A 17,562-nucleotide genomic window follows, 5' to 3' on the forward strand; every position below is an offset into this window, starting at 1 on the left:
CCGCCGGGACTGCTGGCTGTGATGGGCCTGCAGTCCCGGCCGCCAAACTACCCGATCCTTCTCAAACAATCCTCGGGTCTGCGCAGTCGCTTCGCGCCTGCTCCGCCCGTGGATGACGAAGAGAAGGATGTTTCGGCTAATCGCGAACGGAAGCAGCTTCCATTTGGAACACTGAAAGCCTCGTCATAGAACCGGTTTTTTAAAAACTTCGCAGTTCCAAACCGGCTCGCGGTTCACTAATCTCGGCGACGCAACCTGTGCCGTGGTGACCTCATGTCCGACGCCCTGAAGACCTCTGGCATGACCCGGCTCAGGAACTATTTCCTGACCGGCTTCATCGTCTGCGCGCCGCTGGCGATCACCGCCTATATCGCGTGGTCCCTCATCGGCTGGGTCGATTCCTGGGTGAAGCCCTATATTCCGGCGCGCTACAACCCGGACACCTACCTGCCGTTCCCTGTGCCCGGCTTCGGGCTGATCGTGGCGCTGGTGCTGATCACGCTGATCGGCTTCCTGACGGCAAACATCGTCGGCCGTGCCATCGTCAATTTCGGCGAACGGCTGCTCGGCCGGATGCCGCTGGTGCGCGGCATCTATGGCTCGCTGAAGCAGATCTTCGAGACGGTGCTGTCCAACAAGGGCGAGATGTTCCGCCAGGTCGGCCTGGTCGAGTATCCGCGCAAAGGCGTCTGGTCGCTGGTCTTCGTCGCCAGCGAGAAGGAAACCGAGATCAACCAGAAGCTCGACCAGGAAGGCGATCCGCTGATTGCGGTGTTCATGCCCTGCACGCCGAACCCGACCACCGGCTTCCTGATGTACGTGCACAAATCCGAGATCGTGCTGCTCGATATGAGCATCGAGGACGGCGCCAAGCTGATCGTTTCGGCCGGCATGGTGGCGCCGGAGGTCACGGCCAAGCTGGTGACGCTTAACGGCGAGCCCATCGAGGGGGCGCTCGCCAATCCGGCGATCGGCGCGGCTCAGCCGGCGCGCAGCAGCCGCACCGCCTCGTCGCGTCCGAACAGGTAGAGCAACAGCCGGAGCGCCTCGCCGCGCTCGGACTGCAGTTCCGGATCGCGCGACAGGATCAGCCGCGCGTCGTCGCGCGCGGCTTCGAGCAGGTCGGCATGGAACTCGATGCGCGCCACCTGGAAGCCGGGCGTGCCGGACTGGCGGGTGCCCAGCAGCTCGCCTTCGCCGCGCAGCTTGAGGTCTTCCTCGGCGATGCGGAAGCCATCCTCGGTCTCGCGCATCACGGAAAGGCGTCGCCTGGCCGTCTCGCCGAGTGGGTCCTTGTAGAGCAGCACGCAGGAGGAGGGCCGATCGCCGCGCCCGACCCGGCCGCGCAACTGGTGCAACTGGGCAAGGCCGAAGCGTTCGGCATGCTCGATGACCATGATCGTCGCGTCGGGCACGTCGACGCCGACCTCGATCACAGTGGTGGCGATCAGGATACGCGTCTCGCCCTCTTTGAAGGCGCGCATCGCCTCGTCCTTTTCGGCGCCCTTCATCCGCCCATGAACCAGGCCGATCCGGTCGCCGAAAAGCGGCTTCAGCGAAGCAAAACGGTCCTCCGCCGACATCAGCTTGATCTCTTCGGATTCCTCGACCAGCGGGCAGATCCAGTAGATCTTCTGGCCTTCGGCGATAGCGTCCTGCATACGTCCGACCAGTTCGTCCAGCCGCTCCAGCGGCAAGGTCACGGTGCGGATCGGCTGCCGGCCGGCCGGCTTTTCGGTGAGCTTCGAGACATCCATGTCACCGAAGGCGGTCAGCACCAGCGTGCGCGGTATGGGAGTGGCCGTCATCACCAGCATGTCGGGCGCATCGCCCTTGGCGGTGATCGCCAGCCGCTGATGGACGCCGAACCGATGCTGCTCGTCGACGACGGCCAGCACAAGGTCGTGGAAGATCACCGTTTCCTGGAACAGCGCATGCGTGCCGACGACGATGTCGATCCCACCGCCGGCAAGCCCTTCCAGCGTCTCGGTGCGTTCGCGGCCCTTCTCGCGTCCGGTCAGGATGGCGACGCGAAGGCCGGCTTTTTCCGCCAGCGGCGCGATCGTCGCCAGGTGCTGGCGCGCCAGGATTTCTGTTGGCGCCATCAGCGCCGCCTGGCCGCCGGCCTCGACCGCGCGGCCCATGGCGAGCAGCGCGACCACCGTCTTGCCGGAGCCGACATCGCCCTGCAGCAGGCGCAGCATGCGCTCGGGATCGGCGAGGTCGGCGTTGATTTCGCCGAGCGCGAATTCCTGGCTGGGCGTAAGCTTGTAGGGCAGGGCGGCGCGTAGTTTCTCGACGACACGGCCGTCTCCGACCAGCGGCCGGCCCGACAGGCGGCGGATCCTGGCCCGCACCAGCGCCAGCGATACCTGTCCGGCCAGGAACTCGTCATAGGCAAGGCGCCTCCAGGCCGCCCCCTCGACGGCAACGTCGATCGGGTCCTTCGGACAGTGGATACGGGCGAGGGCGTCGCCGAAAGACGGAAAGCTGTGGCGGCGCATGAAGGCGTCGTCCTGCCATTCCGGCAGTTCCGGTAGGCGACCGAGCGCCTGTCCGATGGCGCGGCGCAGCACCTTTGCCGACAGGCCGGCGGTGAGCGGATAGACGGGCTCGACCAGCGGCAGGCCCTCGGCCTCGTCGAGCGGGGCGATATGGTCGGGATGGACCATGGTCGGGCGGCCGTTGAACCATTCCATGCGGCCGGAGATCACGACACGCTCGCCTTCCGGCAGCATCTTCTGGAGATAGGCGGCATGGGCATGGAAGAAGGTCAGCGCGACCTCGCCGGTGTCGTCATGGGCGTAGACCCGGTAAGGCACGGACCGGTTGCCGCGCCGCGGCGGCTGGTGGCGGTCGACCCGCACTTCGAGCGTGACAATCTGGCCTTCGGCCGAGAGTGCTATGCCAGGCCGGTTGCGGCGGTCGATCACCGTGTTGGGCAGCACGAAGAGAAGGTCGGCGGCGCGCGCGGGACGGTCGCCGAGATCGGCCGGCACGACCCGTTCGATCATGGTCCCGACTTTCGGACCAATGCCGGCGAGCGAGGTGATCGGGACGAATAGGGGATCGAGGATGGAAGGACGCATCGTGTCAGCTTATGTCGCGACGGCCGCAGCGCAAAGGCTGACACCGGTCGCTATCCACGCTATATGCGCCGCTCGAACAGGGATGCGGCGCGATGACCGGAACACAGCGATCAAGCGAGGGGCTCGACGCCCGGCGGCGCAAGCTTCTGTTCCGCTCCTGGCATCGCGGCATGCGCGAGATGGACCTTATCCTCGGCTCCTTCGCCGACACCGAGATCGGTGTCTTGAATGGCGACGAAATCGACCAATATGAAAAGCTCCTCGAAATCCCCGATACCGAATTCCTGCCGATGATCACCGGCGAACGCCCGGTTCCGCCCGATGTCGATTGCGCGGTGCTGCGGAAGATACTGGCGTCGCGCCGGACCATGACATTTTGAAAAACGCATAGCATGAGCCTCATTCCTTCAATCGGCCTGCCGAAGGGCCGCGCCGGCCAGTTCATCGTCGACGGCGTCGCCGACGGCTACGAAGCCTTCGCGCTGGTGCGTACGGCCCACGAGATCGCGCCCGACAAGCCGGTGCTGTTCGTCGCGCGCGACGGCCAGCGGCTGCCGGCGATCATCGATGCGCTTGCCTTTGCCGCGCCCGGCCTGCCGGTGCTGGAGCTGCCTGCCTGGGATTGCCTGCCTTACGACCGCGTCTCGCCGGGCGCGGACGCCGCTGCGCGGCGGCTCGACGCGCTTTCCGCCATCATTGCGCTGGCGAAAAAGCCGCATCGCGGCGTGATCCTCACCACGGCCAATGCGCTCTTGCAGCGCATTCCGCCGGCCGGATTGATCGAGGCGCAGACATTCCATGCCAGGCCCGGCAACCAGATCGACATGAACGTGCTGATCGCGCGGCTGGAGAATTCCGGTTTCGAGCGCGTGCCGACGGTGCGCGATGTCGGCGAATTCGCGGTGCGCGGCGGCATCCTCGACCTGTTCGCGCCCGGCTGGAGCGAGGCGCTCAGGCTCGACTTTTTCGGTGACACGCTGGAATCGATCCGCGTCTTCGACGTGGCGACCCAGCGCACCACCGGACAGCGCAAATCGATGGCCTTGCAGGCAATGAGCGAGGTGGCGCTGACGCCGGAAACGATCAGCCGCTTCCGCCGCTCCTATATCGAGGCCTTCGGCGCGCCGTCACGCGACGATGCGCTCTATGCGGCGGTGAGCGAAGGCCGGCGCTTCGCCGGCATGGAGCACTGGCTGCCCTTCTTCTACGAGCGGCTGGAGACGGTGTTCGACTATCTGCCGGATGCGCCTGTCGTCTTCGACCATCTGGCGCATGAGGCATTGGCCGAGCGCCACACGCTGATCCTCGATCACTACGAGGCGCGCCGCAAGCAGGCCGACGCCGCGCTGAAGGACGCGGTGCCCTACAAGCCGGTGGCGCCGGACCTGCTTTATCTCTCGCCGGAGAATCTCCGCGCTTCGCTCGGGCCGCGCGAGGATATCGACTTCACCGTCTTCGACGCGCCTGACGTCGGCGGCAGACCGGTCTTCCATGCCGGCTCGCGGCAGGGCCGCAGCTTCGCCGAGGAGCGCGCCGATCCCAACATCAACGTCTTCGATGTCGTGGTGAAGCATATTGCCGATGAGCGCGCCGCGCGCCGCCGCGTGATCGTCGCCGGCTGGACCGAAGGCTCACTCGACCGGCTCGGCCAGATCCTCGCCGAGCACCATCTCGGCAACCTCAAGCCTGTCGCTACGCTCGCCGAAGTCGAAAAGCTCGAGCCGGGGCAGGCGGGTCTTGCCGTGCTGCCGCTCGAATCCGGCTTCGAGACCGACGACATGGTCGTCGTCGCCGAACAGGATATTCTCGGCGACAGGCTGATCCGCCGTTCGAAGCGCAAGAAGAAGGCGTCCGATTTCATCGCCGAAGCGTCGTCGCTGTCTTCCGGCGACATCGTCGTCCACACCGATCACGGCATCGGTCGTTTCGTCGGCCTGCGCACCATCGAGGCGGTGGGGGCACCGCATGACTGTCTCGAGATCCACTATGCAGGCGACGACCGGCTGTTCCTGCCGGTGGAAAACATCGAGCTCCTGTCGCGCTACGGTTCGGATTCGACGGAAGCGGCGCTCGACAAGCTCGGCGGCGGCGCCTGGCAGGCGCGCAAGGCGCGGCTGAAGCGACGCCTGCTCGACATGGCCGGGCAGCTGATCCGCATCGCCGCCGAGCGGCAGATGCGCGCCGCACCTGCCATGATCCCGGCCGAAGGCCTCTATGGCGAATTCGCCGCGCGCTTCCCCTATGAGGAAACCGACGACCAGCAGACGGCGATCGATTCGGTCATGGGCGACCTCGGCGCCGGCAAGCCGATGGACCGGCTGATCTGCGGCGATGTCGGCTTCGGCAAGACGGAGGTGGCGCTGCGCTCCGCCTTCATCGCGGCGATGGAAGGGTTTCAGGTTGCGGTCGTGGTGCCGACCACGCTGCTGTCGCGCCAGCATTTCAAGACCTTCGCGCAGCGCTTCTCCGGCCTGCCGATCCGCGTCGCGCAGGCCTCGCGCCTGGTCCGCGCCAAGGAACTGGCCGAAACCAAGAAGGGCGTTGCGGAAGGCTCGGTCGACATCGTCGTCGGCACGCATGCGCTGCTCGGCAGCTCGATCTCGTTCAAGAACCTCGGTCTGCTGATCATCGACGAGGAGCAGCATTTCGGCGTCAAGCACAAGGAGCGGCTGAAGGAGCTCAAGAACGACGTGCATGTGCTGACGCTGTCGGCGACGCCGATCCCGCGCACGCTGCAATTGGCGCTGACCGGCGTGCGCGAACTGTCGCTAATCGTCACGCCGCCGGTCGACCGCATGGCGGTGCGCACCTTCATCTCGCCCTTCGATCCGCTAGTCATCCGCGAGACGCTGCTGCGCGAACGCTATCGCGGTGGCCATTCCTTCTACGTCGTGCCTCGCATCAACGATCTTGCCGAAATCCATGATTTCCTGAAGGAATCCGTGCCGGAGCTGAAGGTGGCGGTCGCCCACGGCCAGATGCCGGCCGGCGAGCTTGACGACATCATGAACGCCTTCTACGACGGCCAGTACGATGTCCTCCTGTCGACGACCATCGTCGAATCCGGCCTCGACATTCCGACCGCCAACACACTGATCATCCATCGCGCCGACATGTTCGGCCTGGCGCAGCTCTATCAGCTGCGCGGCCGCGTCGGCCGCTCGAAGGTGCGCGCCTACGCGCTGTTCACGCTGCCGGCAAACCGCAAGCTCACCGACACCGCCGAGCGCCGGCTGAAGGTGCTGCAGTCGCTCGACACGCTCGGCGCCGGCTTCCAGCTAGCCAGCCACGATCTCGACATCAGGGGCGCCGGCAATCTCCTCGGCGAGGAACAATCCGGCCATATCAAGGAGGTCGGCTTCGAGCTCTACCAGCAGATGCTGGAGGAGGCGGTGGCCGAGGTGAAGGATTCCGGTGAAGTGCAGGATGGCGGCTGGTCGCCGCAGATCGCTGTCGGCACGGCGGTGATGATCCCGGAAAGCTATGTTCCGGACCTGCAGCTCAGGATGGCGCTCTACCGCCGCCTCGGCGATCTCGAAACCACGGAGGAGATCGACGGCTTCGGCGCCGAGCTGATCGACCGGTTCGGGCCGCTGCCGGAGGAAGTCACGCATCTGCTCAAGATCGTCTTCATCAAGGCGCTGTGCCGCAAGGCCAATGTCGAAAGGCTCGATGCCGGCCCCAAGGGCGTCGTCATCCATTTCCGCAAGCGCGAATTCCCGAACCCGGTCGGGCTGGTCAAATTCATCGGTGAACAGGGCTCGCTGGCCAAGATCAGGGCGGACCACAGCGTGGTCTTCATCCGCGACTGGCCGAATGCGGAAAAACGCCTGGCCGGCTCTGCGGTGGTGATGACGCAACTGGCGCGGATGGTCGACAAAGCCGCATGAGGCAGACGATATCCAGGTCAGGCCGGCCTGAATATCGACTTGCCTTGGGGGGCGGAGGCATTCGCCACTGCTGAAATTCCCGGCTAGAATAGGAAATCGGCTTCGTGTAAGGAGCCGCCACCTCATATTGGGGCTGAAATGGCGAGCGAGGGCGTTCGCCGGTTTGTTTGACGCAATTCCCCACGGAAGACCGCTTGGCGTTTCCGGGAATTGCTCTGAAAGGACGTTTGGGTGCAGCGATGACGAAATGGTCGCCGAATTCGTGGAGAGCAAAGCCGATCAAGCAGGTCCCGACCTACCCGGACCTTACGGCGCTGCAGGCCACGGAAGCGCGGCTCGCCACCTACCCGCCGCTGGTTTTTGCCGGCGAGGCGCGCAAGCTGAAGAAGCAACTGGCGGCGGTCGCCGCCGGCGAGGCCTTCCTGCTCCAGGGCGGTGACTGCGCCGAGAGCTTTGCCGAGCATGGCGCGGACAACATCCGTGACTTCTTCCGTGTCTTCCTGCAGATGTCGGTGGTGCTCACCTTCGCTGGCGCGCAGCCGGTGGTGAAGGTCGGCCGCGTCGCCGGCCAGTTCGCCAAGCCGCGCTCCTCCGACAGCGAGACCAAGGCCGGCGTGACGCTGCCGAGCTACCGCGGCGACATCATCAACGGCATCGAATTCGACGCCTCCTCGCGCATCCCGGATCCCGCACGGCAGGAGATGGCGTACCGCCAGTCGGCGGCCACACTCAATCTTCTGCGCGCCTTCGCGCAGGGTGGTTATGCCAGCCTGGAGAATGTGCATCGCTGGATGCTGGGCTTCGTCGCCGACAGCCCGCAGGGCGAGAAATACGAGTCGCTCGCCAACCGCATCACCGAGACGATGGAATTCATGCGCGCGGTGGGCATCACCTCCGAGACGAACTTCGCGCTGCGCGAGACCGATTTCTACACCAGCCATGAGGCGCTGCTGCTCGGCTACGAGGAGGCGCTGACGCGCGTCGACTCGACCTCGGGCGACTGGTACGCGACCTCGGGTCACATGATCTGGATCGGTGACCGCACCCGCCAGCCCGACCATGCACATGTCGAATATTGCCGCGGCATTGAGAACCCGCTCGGCCTGAAATGTGGTCCGTCGCTGACGCCGGACGGTTTGCTGGAACTGATCGACCTGCTCAATCCGAAGAACGAGCCGGGCCGGCTGACGCTGATCGCGCGCTTCGGCTCCGACAAGGTCGCCGAACACCTGCCGAAGCTGGTGCGGGCGGTGAAGAAGGAAGGCCGCAACGTGGTGTGGTCGTCCGACCCGATGCACGGCAACACCATCGAGGCGGCCGGCTACAAGACGCGGCCCTTCGACCGCATCCTCAAGGAAGTGCAGACCTTCTTCGAGGTGCATCGCGCCGAAGGCACGCATCCAGGCGGCATCCATGTCGAGATGACCGGCAAGAACGTCACCGAATGCACGGGCGGCGCGCGTGCGATCACGGCCGAAGACTTGCAGGACCGCTACCACACCCATTGCGATCCGCGCCTCAACGCCGACCAGGCGATCGAGCTGGCTTTCCTGGTCTCGGAGCTGCTCAAGAAGAGCCATACGGTCCAGCACAAGCAGGCCGCCAGCGCCTGAACCTGCCTCCAATCCAATCGGTCACTCGAGCGCCGGAGAAATCCGGCGCTTTTCGTTTTCGGGTCGGTGCGATCACGTGAGCGATTACGAAAATGTGTCCGCTGGCGACCATCGCAGGACCAACTTTGGGGTGAAGGTGTCGCCGCCGCGGCCGAGAAACCGCGCATACGGCACAGGTTCCACCATGCGTCACGAGCATGCCATCATTTATCACCGCGCGATCGACTTCTGGTCGGCGCGGGCGGCGGTGCTCGTCGTCATCTGCCTGCAGCTTCTCGTCATCAACGACCTGTCATTCGGCCCGCGCTGGCTCGCGCCCGCAATCGAGGCGGCGCTGCTCGTGCCCCTGTCGATCGCAACGGCCTGGACACAGATGGCGACGCACAAGGCCGTCGACCATGAGCATTGGTATGCGATCGGCCGGTTTCGCCTCTTCATCCGCCGCACCGCCTTGGTCATGACCGGCGTCATCAGCATCATGAATTGCGGCTCGCTGGTCTTTCTGGTCCGAAAGCTGCTCGAAGGCCATGCCGGCGCCGGCACGACGCTGCTGGTCGATGCTTTAAACATCTGGGTCACCAACCTCATCGTCTTCGCGCTGTGGTTCTGGAGCATCGATCGCGGCGGCCCGCCGACCTGCGGCCTGGTCAAGCGCGCGCATGCCGACTTTCTGTTTCCGCAGATGACACTGCCCGATCGCGAAACCCGAGACTGGCTGCCCGGCTTCGTCGACTACGTCTTCCTGGCCTTCACCAACGCGACGGCGTTCTCGCCGACAGACACTTTGCCGCTCAGCCAGCGCGCCAAGCTGTTGATGATGGCCGAGGCGATGATCTCGCTGCTGACCATTGCGCTGGTTGCCGCGCGTGCGGTTAACATACTGGCGTAGGACAGGACGGTCAGCGAGCGCGCTCCCAGCGCATGGTCGCCAGCCTCGGATCGATGAAGCTCGTCCTTGAGAATTCCAGCCGCTTGTCCGGAAACTCGCAGATCGCCTGGACGCCGAACGAGCCGATGCGGATGCGCCAGGTGTGAGGTCCCAGCGGCTTGGCCTTGGCGAAACCCCTGCAGGTCAGAAGTGCGATGTTGGCGCCCTTCGGGTCGCGCGCCGAGCGGTAGCGGATGGCCTGCATCCCGGCTTCGCGCGCGACGTCGGCGATGGCCTGGCAGGCGGCGTAGTCGGTCGGATGCGTCCACGCCACCTGATCGCGGTCGAGCGGCGGCCGGGTGAGGTCGACGGCCTTCTCGCATCTGATCGCCGCGGCAAAGGCGGTGTATTCGGCTGCGTCGTTCGGCCATTGCGTCTGCGGCGATTCAGCAAAGAACAGCAAGCGGTAGAAGGCCATTTCCGCCACCGCCGTCAGCACCGTCTCGGCCGCGTAGTAGACGCCCTTGGTCTTGCCGGCGCGTCGGAAGCGCGAGCCGTACGGATAGACCGAGCCGTAGCGGAATGGCGTCGCCAGAAGATAGTGAAGGTGACGGCATTCGAGCGGGATCTGCGGCTTGGTCTCCTCGATGAGGTCCTCCAGCAGCCCTTGTTCGTCGAGCGTGTCGACGAGCTTCAGCGTCGAGACGCGGTGCTGCGCCTCGACCATCCGCCAATACTTGCCTTCGAGCCCGACCGCCTCAGACGAGAGCGCGTCGGGAGTCCAGATAGGCGATGACATCGACAAGTCCGGCAATGGTCAGGATTTTTTCGAGCGGCGTGCCGTCGAGCGCTGTGTTCGGGTTCTTCAGCCATGCCCGGGCGACCGTCTCGTCGCCGCCGACGATGGCGTCGAGCGAGCGGAACAGCCGGACGAACAGCACCGCAAGCTCGAACGGCTTGGTGCCGCGCTCGAGCAGGAATTCCTGCTTGCGCATGCGCGAGACCGTCGCTTCCGAGACGCCGATGACAAGAGACAGCGTCCTCGCGGTGATGTCGAGCAGGTCGGCCGCGCGCAGCGTGGCCTTGGTGATGACGGCATTCTCCGCCGCCGCCGCGGCAGCGACAGGACGTTGCATGAGCGCACCCTTTCATTTCTGTGGAAAATATAGTCCACAAAAATTCATTTGGAAAGGGACCGGCTCGAATGCGCCAGCCGAAATGTCAGTCTTTCTTGTAGAGCAGCCAACCCTTGCCGGCACGGCCGGCCATAGTGGAATGCCTGGTGACGCGGTTGCGGCCGCTGACCTTGGAGCGGTAGAGCGCTCGGTCGGCCTTGGTGTAGAGGTCCTCTGGCGTGTCGGCCTCGGAAGCCATGCAAATGCCCATGGAAACGGTCACCGTGCCGTAGTTCATCCCCGTCTGGCTGCTGGTGAACGGCGTCTGTTCGATCAGCACGCGGATACGCTCGGCGATCTCGTAGGTGGTATCCTCGCTGGCGCCTTCGACGATCAGCGCGAACTCTTCGCCGCCGGTGCGCGCCACGAACATGTCGGCGCGGAGGCTGGATTGGAATATCTCGGCGATGATCTGGATGATCTTGTCGCCGACCGGGTGGCCGTAACGGTCGTTGATGTCCTTGAAGCGGTCGATATCGGCGAGGATCAGCGCATTGAACAGGATCCCGCGGTTGCTGTTGTAGATGCGGGTGATTTCCTTGTCGAAGGCGCGGCGATTCCAGATATGCGTCAGCGGATCGGTATCGGCGAGCCGCTTGTATTCCTCGAGCTTCGATTTGACGCTTTCCAGCTCAGCGGTCTTCTCGCTGAGCGTGCTTGAGGTCTGGCGGGTGTGATCCAGGGTCGAGCTGGTGGCGGCCGACATGGCGCCGGCAATCTTCTGCAGCAGATCCTGGGAGAGCAGGCTGCGATTGCTCAGGCCGCTCGACGTCTCGTCGAGGATGCGGCCGTACTTCTCGATATGGGTGCGTTCGCTGCGCAGCAGCGCGGCTATGTCCTCGAGTTCACTGGCGACCATCTCGCGGGCATGCTCGACGATGGCGGGACCGTGGTGCTGCGGGAAGAAGGTGCGCCCGATGCTGTCGAGATCCTGCTGCGTCGGCCGATTGCTCAACGACACGACGGCAAGGCTGAGCTCGTGATTGCTGCCGCTGAGCGCCTCGTAGAAGATTTCATAGTTGCGCGGCAGGCCGAGCACACCGAGCTGGCGCATGGTCGCCACAACGGTGCTGGCGATATCGCTATTCCTGTCGGTCGGGACGGCTGCCGGCTGCATAGTCTGTTCACTACCCTTCAGTGCGACCGGAGACCTGCCACCGCCGGGAGTCGCCTATACGGGGATTTGAATCAGAATTGCGAATGCGACGGCGCGTCCCCAACACGACCTTCGCTTGCAGGAATCATAGATGCAGTTGCGCTAAAGTTTCCTTAATGGCCTGCATTTCCTCATTGTCTCTGCTACCACAGGCTGCAATTCGGTGCGGACACGGCTTTGAAAGGCGCCTTTTCGGTGTCGCATTTGCCTGCGCCAGGCAGCCGCAAAACTGGAATCTTGTCCGGCAAGATGAGGCGAACGACGTTGAAGGAGGCCCGGGATGAACGAAAATCACAGTGGATCATGCCTGTGCGGGGCGGTGCGCTTCACCACGAGAGGTCCGTTGCGTGGGGTGGTCTATTGCCATTGCTCGCAATGCCGCAAGCAAACCGGCCATTTCGTTGCCGCGACCTCCTCCAATGACGCCGACATCGACATAGAAGGGACCGACGCGCTCACCTGGTATGGCGCCTCCGACGTTGCGAAACGCGGCTTCTGCCGCAGCTGCGGTTCAGTGCTGTTCTGGAAGCACAACGAGTTGGACACCATCTCGATCATGGCCGACTCGTTCGACAAGCCGACGGGTCTTTCACCCGAAAGCCACATCTTCGTCGGCGACAAAGGCGACTACTACGCGATCGACGACGGACTGCCGCAGTTCCAGAGGTCGACGCCGTCGATAAAGGTCGCGGACGAGTGATTTTTGAAGCGGCTGCCTTATTCCCTTGATCCGGCCGTTGCGATATCCCCTGACGGTGATTCGAAACGGGGCTGGGCATGCAGCGGCTGATCGACGCTTTCATCAATTCGGTGCGGGCATTCCGCAAGCTGGCCGCCCACGAAAAGGCATTCCAGCAGGAGCTGATGCTGTTTGCGCTCGCCCTGCCGGCCGGCTGGTTCATCTCGGTCTCCTGGCGTGGCTATGCCTTGCTGATCGGCGCCGTCCTCCTCCTGATCATGGTCGAGGTGCTCAACACCGGCATCGAGGCGGCGTGCGACGCGATTTCCCGCGAGTTCCACATCGACATCCAGCTCGCCAAGGACTGTGGCTCGCTGGCCGTGCTGATTTCGATCGTGATCGCGGGCGGCGTCTGGGGCATCGCCATCATCGAGCGCCTCATTGGCACGCCGATCTGAGGGTAGGCACTGATCCGGCAGCTTAGAGCAATTCCAGGGAAAGTGCGTAACGGTTTTCCGTCCGGAATTGCGTCAAAACAATCTAGGATTCCGCCTGATCCTCAATTGCATCCTTCACCCGTTCCTTTCGGGCGAAGTGGTGGGCAAGCAGCCAGGCAAGGACGGCCACGGCGATGCCAATGGCAAGCGCGATGAGCAGGCGCTCGTGGCGGGCAAAAGCCTGGCCGACCATGTGCTCCGCGCCCAGCCCGAAGACATAGCCGATGGTGCCGAACAAAGCTGCCCAGACCGCCGACGAGATCGCGTTCAGGATGACGAAGCGCGGCACCGACACGGTCGATAGCCCGGCGGCGATGCCGCCGACAAGGCGCATTCCGTAGACGTAGCGGTTCGTCAGCACAAAGATGTTGGGATGGGTGTTGAGCAGCCGGTAGGCGCGGCGGAAGCCAGGTCGCCTGCGCAGCCTGCGTACATAGCGATGATCGGCAAAGCTGCGGCCGAGGGTGAAGAAAAACGTGTCGCCGGCGAAGGCGCCGAGAAACGCGACCAGGAACGCCTGCCAGAGCACGAAGATCTGCTGGTGCGCGAAGAAGCCGCCGAGGATGACGGCGCTTTCGCCTTCGGCGACGCAGCCGAGGAAGACCGCGATCAGCCCGTACTGCTCGATGAGACGATGGATGGCCTCGCTCATCAGCTTGCCGACCGAGCCGACAGCTTCTCGTCGATCCGCCTGATCTGCTCGGCCATGCGCAGCATCTCGTCGCGCATGCCGATGATCTGGCTGTGCCGCAACTCGTCGAGCTTCTCATGCAGGGCCATGATCTCGATCTCCGCCTTCAGGTTGACTTCGTAGTCGTGGGCGGCGTCGATGCGGTCGCGCTCGGTCTGGCGGTTCTGCGACATCATGATCACGGGCGCCTGCAGGGCGGCGACCATGGACAGCACGAGGTTGAGGAAGATGAAGGGATAGGGGTCGAAGGCGTCGCGCGAAAGCAGCCAGACATTGCCGAAAGTCCACAGCACCAGAAAAGCGATGAAGCCGAGGATGAAGGACCATGAGCCGCCGATCCGGGCGATGGTGTCTGCGACGCGATCGCCAAAAGTCTGGTGAAAGGCGACCGCCTTGTTGGTATCCTTGGTGATGGTGGTGCGCTCGAGCGTCGATTGCAGCACGCGACTTTCAAGCGGGCTCAAGCCATCCGGCCTTCGCTTCAGCCAGCGGTTCGCCAGATCCTCGACCGTTTTGTTCATCGTCCCCTCCATCAGCAGAGCCTTGATAGAGGTAGAGGCTACCGAGGCTGACGGGAAGTGATAGATTGGTCGGAACAGGCGAGGGCGGAGATGGCCGATTTCCAGAAAATTCGTGCCCGGGCGGCAAAGCGCAAGGGCGGTGAAGAGGCGCTGGCGTCGCTACTTGGGCCGATGCCCGACAATGCGGCCGTGTCGAAAGTCCCCGATGACCGCATCCTCTCCACCATGGCCGAGCGCATCTTTGCCGCCGGTTTCGTCTGGCGCGTCATCGAGCAGAAGTGGCCGGGTTTCGAGGAGGCGTTCCTCGGTTTCGAGCCGAAGCGGCTCCTGTTCCAGCCGGACGATTTCTGGCATGAGCTGGCGTCCGACAAGCGCATCGTGCGCAACCCGCAGAAGATCAAATCCGTGCGCGACAATGCCGCCTTCGTCGACCGCGTCTCGAAGGAACATGGCGGCTTCGGCAAATTCCTCGCCAAATGGCCGGCCGACGACCAGGTCGGGCTGACCGCCTATCTCGGCAAGCACGGAAGCCGGCTCGGCGGCAACACCGGCCAGTATTTCCTGCGCTGGCTGGAGTGGGACACCTTTGTCGTGTCGAGCGACATGGCGGCGGCTCTGCGCGATGCCGGCCTCGACATCGCCGAAAGCCCGACCTCGAAGCGCGATCTCGACAAGATCCAGGCGCAGATCAACCAGTGGTCGGCCGAAACAGGGCTGCCGCGTCGGCACATCTCGCGCATCCTGGCGATGTCGATCGGTGAGAACCGCTCAGTGGAAGCGTTGAGCGAGTACATGAACGATTAGAGGCCACATCGGCGAGATCTCGCGATCGAAATCGATCGATCAGGATACGACCGACGTGGTCGATCGATCCCATTTGGTACAAGCAATCGTCATTGCCCGGCGATTTCCGCCACGCTAAATCCACTTCATGACCCAGACAGACATCCTGCGCATCGCCGTCGCCCAGTTGAACCCGACTGTCGGCGACGTCGCCGGCAATCTCGCCAAGGCACGCGAGGCGAGGGCGGATGCGGCGCGCCAAGGCGCCCACCTCGTGCTCTATACCGAGCTCTTCCTCGCCGGCTATCCGCCGGAAGACCTGGTGCTGAAGCCGGCCTTCCTGAAGGCCTGCGAAAAAGCGGCACAGGATTTCGCCAAGGATACGGCCGACGGCGGTCCCGGCGTCATCATCGGCACGCCGCTCAAGCGCAGGAGCGGCACGCATAATTCGATCGTCTTCGCCGATGGCGGCAAGATCATCGGCGAGCGCTACAAGCTCGACCTGCCGAACTACGGCGAGTTCGACGAGAAGCGCGTCTTCCAGGCCGGGCCGGAGCTGCAGGGGCCGGTCAATTTTCGCGGCGTGCGCATCGGTATCCCGATCTGCGAGGACATCTGGGGCGACGTCGCCGTCTGCGAGACGCTGGCCGAAAGCGGTGCCGAGATCCTGCTGGTGCCGAACGGCTCACCCTACTACCGCGCCAAGATCGATGTCCGCCACCAGGTCGTCATCCGACAGGTCATCGAAACCGGCCTGCCGATGATCTACGCCAACCAGCTCGGCGGCCAGGACGAGCTGATCTTCGACGGCGCGTCTTTTGCCATCAGCGCCGACAAGACGCTCGCCTTCCAGATGAGCCAGTTCGAGGAAGCGGTCGCCGTCACCACCTGGAAAAGAAACCGCGTCGCCGCAGGCGCGCAAAATGGAAAAAATTCCGAGCATTGGGTCTGCTCGGAAGGGCCGATGTCGAAGATTCCCGAGCGGGAAGAGGCCGACTACCGGGCCTGCATGCTCGGCCTTCGCGACTACGTCAACAAGAACGGCTTCAAGAACGTGGTGCTCGGCCTCTCCGGCGGCATCGACTCGGCGATTTGCGCGGCCTTGGCCGTCGACGCTCTCGGCGAGGAGCGGCTGCGCACCGTCATGATGCCCTATCGCTACACCTCGAAGGATTCGCTGAAGGACGCCGAGGACTGCGCCCGCGCGCTCGGCTGCCGCTACGACATCGTGCCGATCTCCGAACCGGTCGAAGGTTTCAAGCATGCGCTGACCCAGCTTTTCGAGGGCACCCAGGAAGGCATCACCGAGGAAAACCTGCAGAGCCGCGCGCGCGGCACGATCCTGATGGCGATCTCCAACAAGTTCGGCTCGATGGTCGTCACCACAGGCAACAAGAGCGAGATGTCGGTCGGCTACGCCACGCTCTATGGCGACATGAACGGCGGCTTCAACCCGATCAAGGACCTCTACAAGATGCAGGTCTATGCGCTGTCACGCTGGCGCAACGCACATGTGCCGCCGGGGGCGCTCGGCCCGTCGGGCGAGGTGATCCCGCGGAACATCATCGACAAGGCGCCGTCGGCGGAACTGCGCGAGAACCAGACCGACCAGGATTCGCTGCCGCCATACCCGGTGCTGGATGACATCCTCGAATGCCTGGTCGAGAACGAGATGGGTGTGGACGAGATTGTCGCGCGCGGCCATGACCGGGCGACGGTGACGCGCGTCGAGCACCTGCTCTACATCGCCGAGTACAAGCGCCGGCAGGCGGCACCGGGCGTGAAGATCACAAGGAAGAACTTCGGCCGCGACCGCCGCTATCCGATCACCAACCGGTTCCGGGATCGCCGTTAGCGGACGCCGGCCATCAGCTTAGCCATGCCTGACGTTGAAATCAGCTTCGACCTGTCGCAGATCGACTTCCGGGCGACTTCGGATCAGTTGATGGCGAGCTATTGGGGGAGCGCGCGCAGCGATGAGATGCATCATCGTGCCTTCGCCAACTCACTTTGCGTCGGCGCTTAAATCGAGGGCAAGCAGGTCGGCTTCGCCCGCGCGATCACCGACTATACGGTCTTTGCCTATCTTGCCGATGTCATCATCTGGCCCGAGCATCGCGGGCAGGGCATCGGCAAGCAGCTTGTTCAGGCGCTTATCGATCACCCCGAGGTGAAGACCGTATCCCACTGGAGCCTCTCGACCAGCGACGCTCACGGTCTCTACGAGAAGTTCGGGTTCGAGACCGATGGCCGCTACATGCGACCGGAGCGCAAGCCCGCCGCCTGAATGCGCGGCGATGCCACAACCCGCCGTTGTTGCAAAATAGTATCAGTGCTTGGGCCAGATGTCGTTTTGGGGACAGCCTGCCTTGGCGGGGTGGTGAGCCGCCTCTATAAGAGCCTCTCCGCGATTCCCTTTCGGGAGGACCGTATGGCAGGAATTGACATCGTTATGCGAGGCCGCGAAGCCTAGGTCTGCACCGGCCGTCCGAAATCCCTTCGGAAAGCCAGACGCAGAACAGGCCTTTGCCGCTGCCGGTCGCCGCCTTCCGGGCGGGGCCTAACCATACTGAACCTCCGCTTTCAGAGGGCGCCATAAG

At 64.0% G+C, this 17,562-nt stretch carries 17 protein-coding genes; 11 read left to right on the forward strand and 6 right to left on the reverse strand.

The features are described 5' to 3' along the window. A partial coding sequence (locus RFN30_RS29075; protein WP_320265501.1) for a hypothetical protein occupies window positions 1-189 on the forward strand: 189 nt, incomplete at its 5' end. An 84-nt stretch (window positions 190-273) separates the two neighbouring features. Continuing rightward, entirely contained in the window at window positions 274-1,029 is a 756-nt protein-coding gene (locus RFN30_RS29080; RefSeq protein ID WP_320265502.1) for a DUF502 domain-containing protein, read from the forward strand. Here RFN30_RS29080 and recG read toward each other — a convergent pair. Next, window positions 981-3,089 (reverse strand): ATP-dependent DNA helicase RecG, encoded by a 2,109-nt coding sequence (recG, locus tag RFN30_RS29085; protein ID WP_320265503.1) that lies wholly within the window; start codon window positions 3,087-3,089, stop codon window positions 981-983. The two genes, RFN30_RS29080 and recG, sit on opposite strands and share 49 nt — an antisense overlap. Before the next feature lie 92 nt (window positions 3,090-3,181). Here recG and RFN30_RS29090 point away from each other — a divergent pair, with 92 nt between their 5' ends. The 4 genes from RFN30_RS29090 (at window position 3,182) to RFN30_RS29105 (ending at window position 9,481) form a co-directional block, all read left to right on the forward strand. Beyond that, window positions 3,182-3,469: a succinate dehydrogenase assembly factor 2 gene (locus RFN30_RS29090; protein ID WP_320265504.1), complete on the forward strand. Its 288-nt coding sequence runs from the start codon at window positions 3,182-3,184 to the stop codon at window positions 3,467-3,469. A 12-nt stretch (window positions 3,470-3,481) separates the two neighbouring features. Continuing rightward, the gene (mfd, locus tag RFN30_RS29095) at window positions 3,482-6,979 is read left to right on the forward strand and encodes a transcription-repair coupling factor (RefSeq protein WP_320265505.1); all 3,498 of its coding nucleotides are present in this window, start codon (window positions 3,482-3,484) and stop codon (window positions 6,977-6,979) included. Window positions 6,980-7,218: 239 nt separating this feature from the next. Next, window positions 7,219-8,592 (forward strand): class II 3-deoxy-7-phosphoheptulonate synthase, encoded by a 1,374-nt coding sequence (locus RFN30_RS29100; protein WP_320265506.1) that lies wholly within the window; start codon window positions 7,219-7,221, stop codon window positions 8,590-8,592. A 184-nt stretch (window positions 8,593-8,776) separates the two neighbouring features. Next, complete coding sequence (locus RFN30_RS29105; RefSeq protein ID WP_320265507.1) at window positions 8,777-9,481, forward strand: hypothetical protein; 705 nt, start codon at window positions 8,777-8,779, stop codon at window positions 9,479-9,481. 10 nt (window positions 9,482-9,491) lie between these two features. Here RFN30_RS29105 and RFN30_RS29110 read toward each other — a convergent pair whose 3' ends face one another. From RFN30_RS29110 to RFN30_RS29120, 3 genes are all read right to left on the reverse strand, one after another. Continuing rightward, entirely contained in the window at window positions 9,492-10,259 is a 768-nt protein-coding gene (locus RFN30_RS29110; protein ID WP_320265508.1) for an RES family NAD+ phosphorylase, read from the reverse strand. Beyond that, entirely contained in the window at window positions 10,219-10,596 is a 378-nt protein-coding gene (locus RFN30_RS29115; protein ID WP_320265509.1) for an antitoxin Xre/MbcA/ParS toxin-binding domain-containing protein, read from the reverse strand. Before RFN30_RS29115 ends, RFN30_RS29110 begins: the two co-directional genes overlap by 41 nt. An 85-nt stretch (window positions 10,597-10,681) precedes the next feature. After that, complete coding sequence (locus tag RFN30_RS29120) at window positions 10,682-11,752, reverse strand: GGDEF domain-containing protein (RefSeq protein WP_320265510.1); 1,071 nt, start codon at window positions 11,750-11,752, stop codon at window positions 10,682-10,684. 319 nt (window positions 11,753-12,071) lie between these two features. Between RFN30_RS29120 and RFN30_RS29125 the strand changes: the two genes are divergently transcribed. Both RFN30_RS29125 and RFN30_RS29130 read left to right on the forward strand, forming a co-directional pair. Continuing rightward, on the forward strand, window positions 12,072-12,491 hold the full coding sequence (locus tag RFN30_RS29125; protein ID WP_320265511.1) for a GFA family protein: 420 nt from the start codon (window positions 12,072-12,074) through the stop codon (window positions 12,489-12,491). 77 nt (window positions 12,492-12,568) lie between these two features. After that, entirely contained in the window at window positions 12,569-12,928 is a 360-nt protein-coding gene (locus tag RFN30_RS29130; protein WP_320265512.1) for a diacylglycerol kinase, read from the forward strand. 82 nt (window positions 12,929-13,010) lie between these two features. Here the strand turns inward: RFN30_RS29130 and RFN30_RS29135 are convergent, their stop codons facing one another. Both RFN30_RS29135 and RFN30_RS29140 read right to left on the reverse strand, forming a co-directional pair. Further along, a complete protein-coding gene (locus tag RFN30_RS29135) occupies window positions 13,011-13,619 on the reverse strand; it encodes a DedA family protein (protein ID WP_320265513.1) in 609 nt (202 codons plus the stop codon). Next, on the reverse strand, window positions 13,619-14,179 hold the full coding sequence (locus tag RFN30_RS29140; protein ID WP_320265514.1) for a DUF1003 domain-containing protein: 561 nt from the start codon (window positions 14,177-14,179) through the stop codon (window positions 13,619-13,621). Before RFN30_RS29140 ends, RFN30_RS29135 begins: the two co-directional genes overlap by 1 nt. A gap of 90 nt (window positions 14,180-14,269) precedes the next feature. Here RFN30_RS29140 and RFN30_RS29145 point away from each other — a divergent pair, with 90 nt between their 5' ends. The 3 genes from RFN30_RS29145 (at window position 14,270) to RFN30_RS29155 (ending at window position 17,249) form a co-directional block, all read left to right on the forward strand. Continuing rightward, entirely contained in the window at window positions 14,270-14,983 is a 714-nt protein-coding gene (locus RFN30_RS29145) for a DNA-3-methyladenine glycosylase I (RefSeq protein WP_320265515.1), read from the forward strand. A gap of 127 nt (window positions 14,984-15,110) precedes the next feature. Then, window positions 15,111-16,817, forward strand: coding sequence for an NAD+ synthase (locus RFN30_RS29150; protein ID WP_320265516.1), 1,707 nt, complete (start codon window positions 15,111-15,113; stop codon window positions 16,815-16,817). Between the two features lie 204 nt (window positions 16,818-17,021). Then, window positions 17,022-17,249 (forward strand): GNAT family N-acetyltransferase, encoded by a 228-nt coding sequence (locus RFN30_RS29155; protein WP_320265571.1) that lies wholly within the window; start codon window positions 17,022-17,024, stop codon window positions 17,247-17,249. The last annotated feature ends 313 nt before the right edge of the window (window positions 17,250-17,562 follow it).

Origin of the sequence: Mesorhizobium dulcispinae, assembly GCF_033977345.1 — a bacterium.
In the GTDB taxonomy this organism is placed as follows: Bacteria; Pseudomonadota; Alphaproteobacteria; order Rhizobiales; family Rhizobiaceae; genus Mesorhizobium; species Mesorhizobium dulcispinae.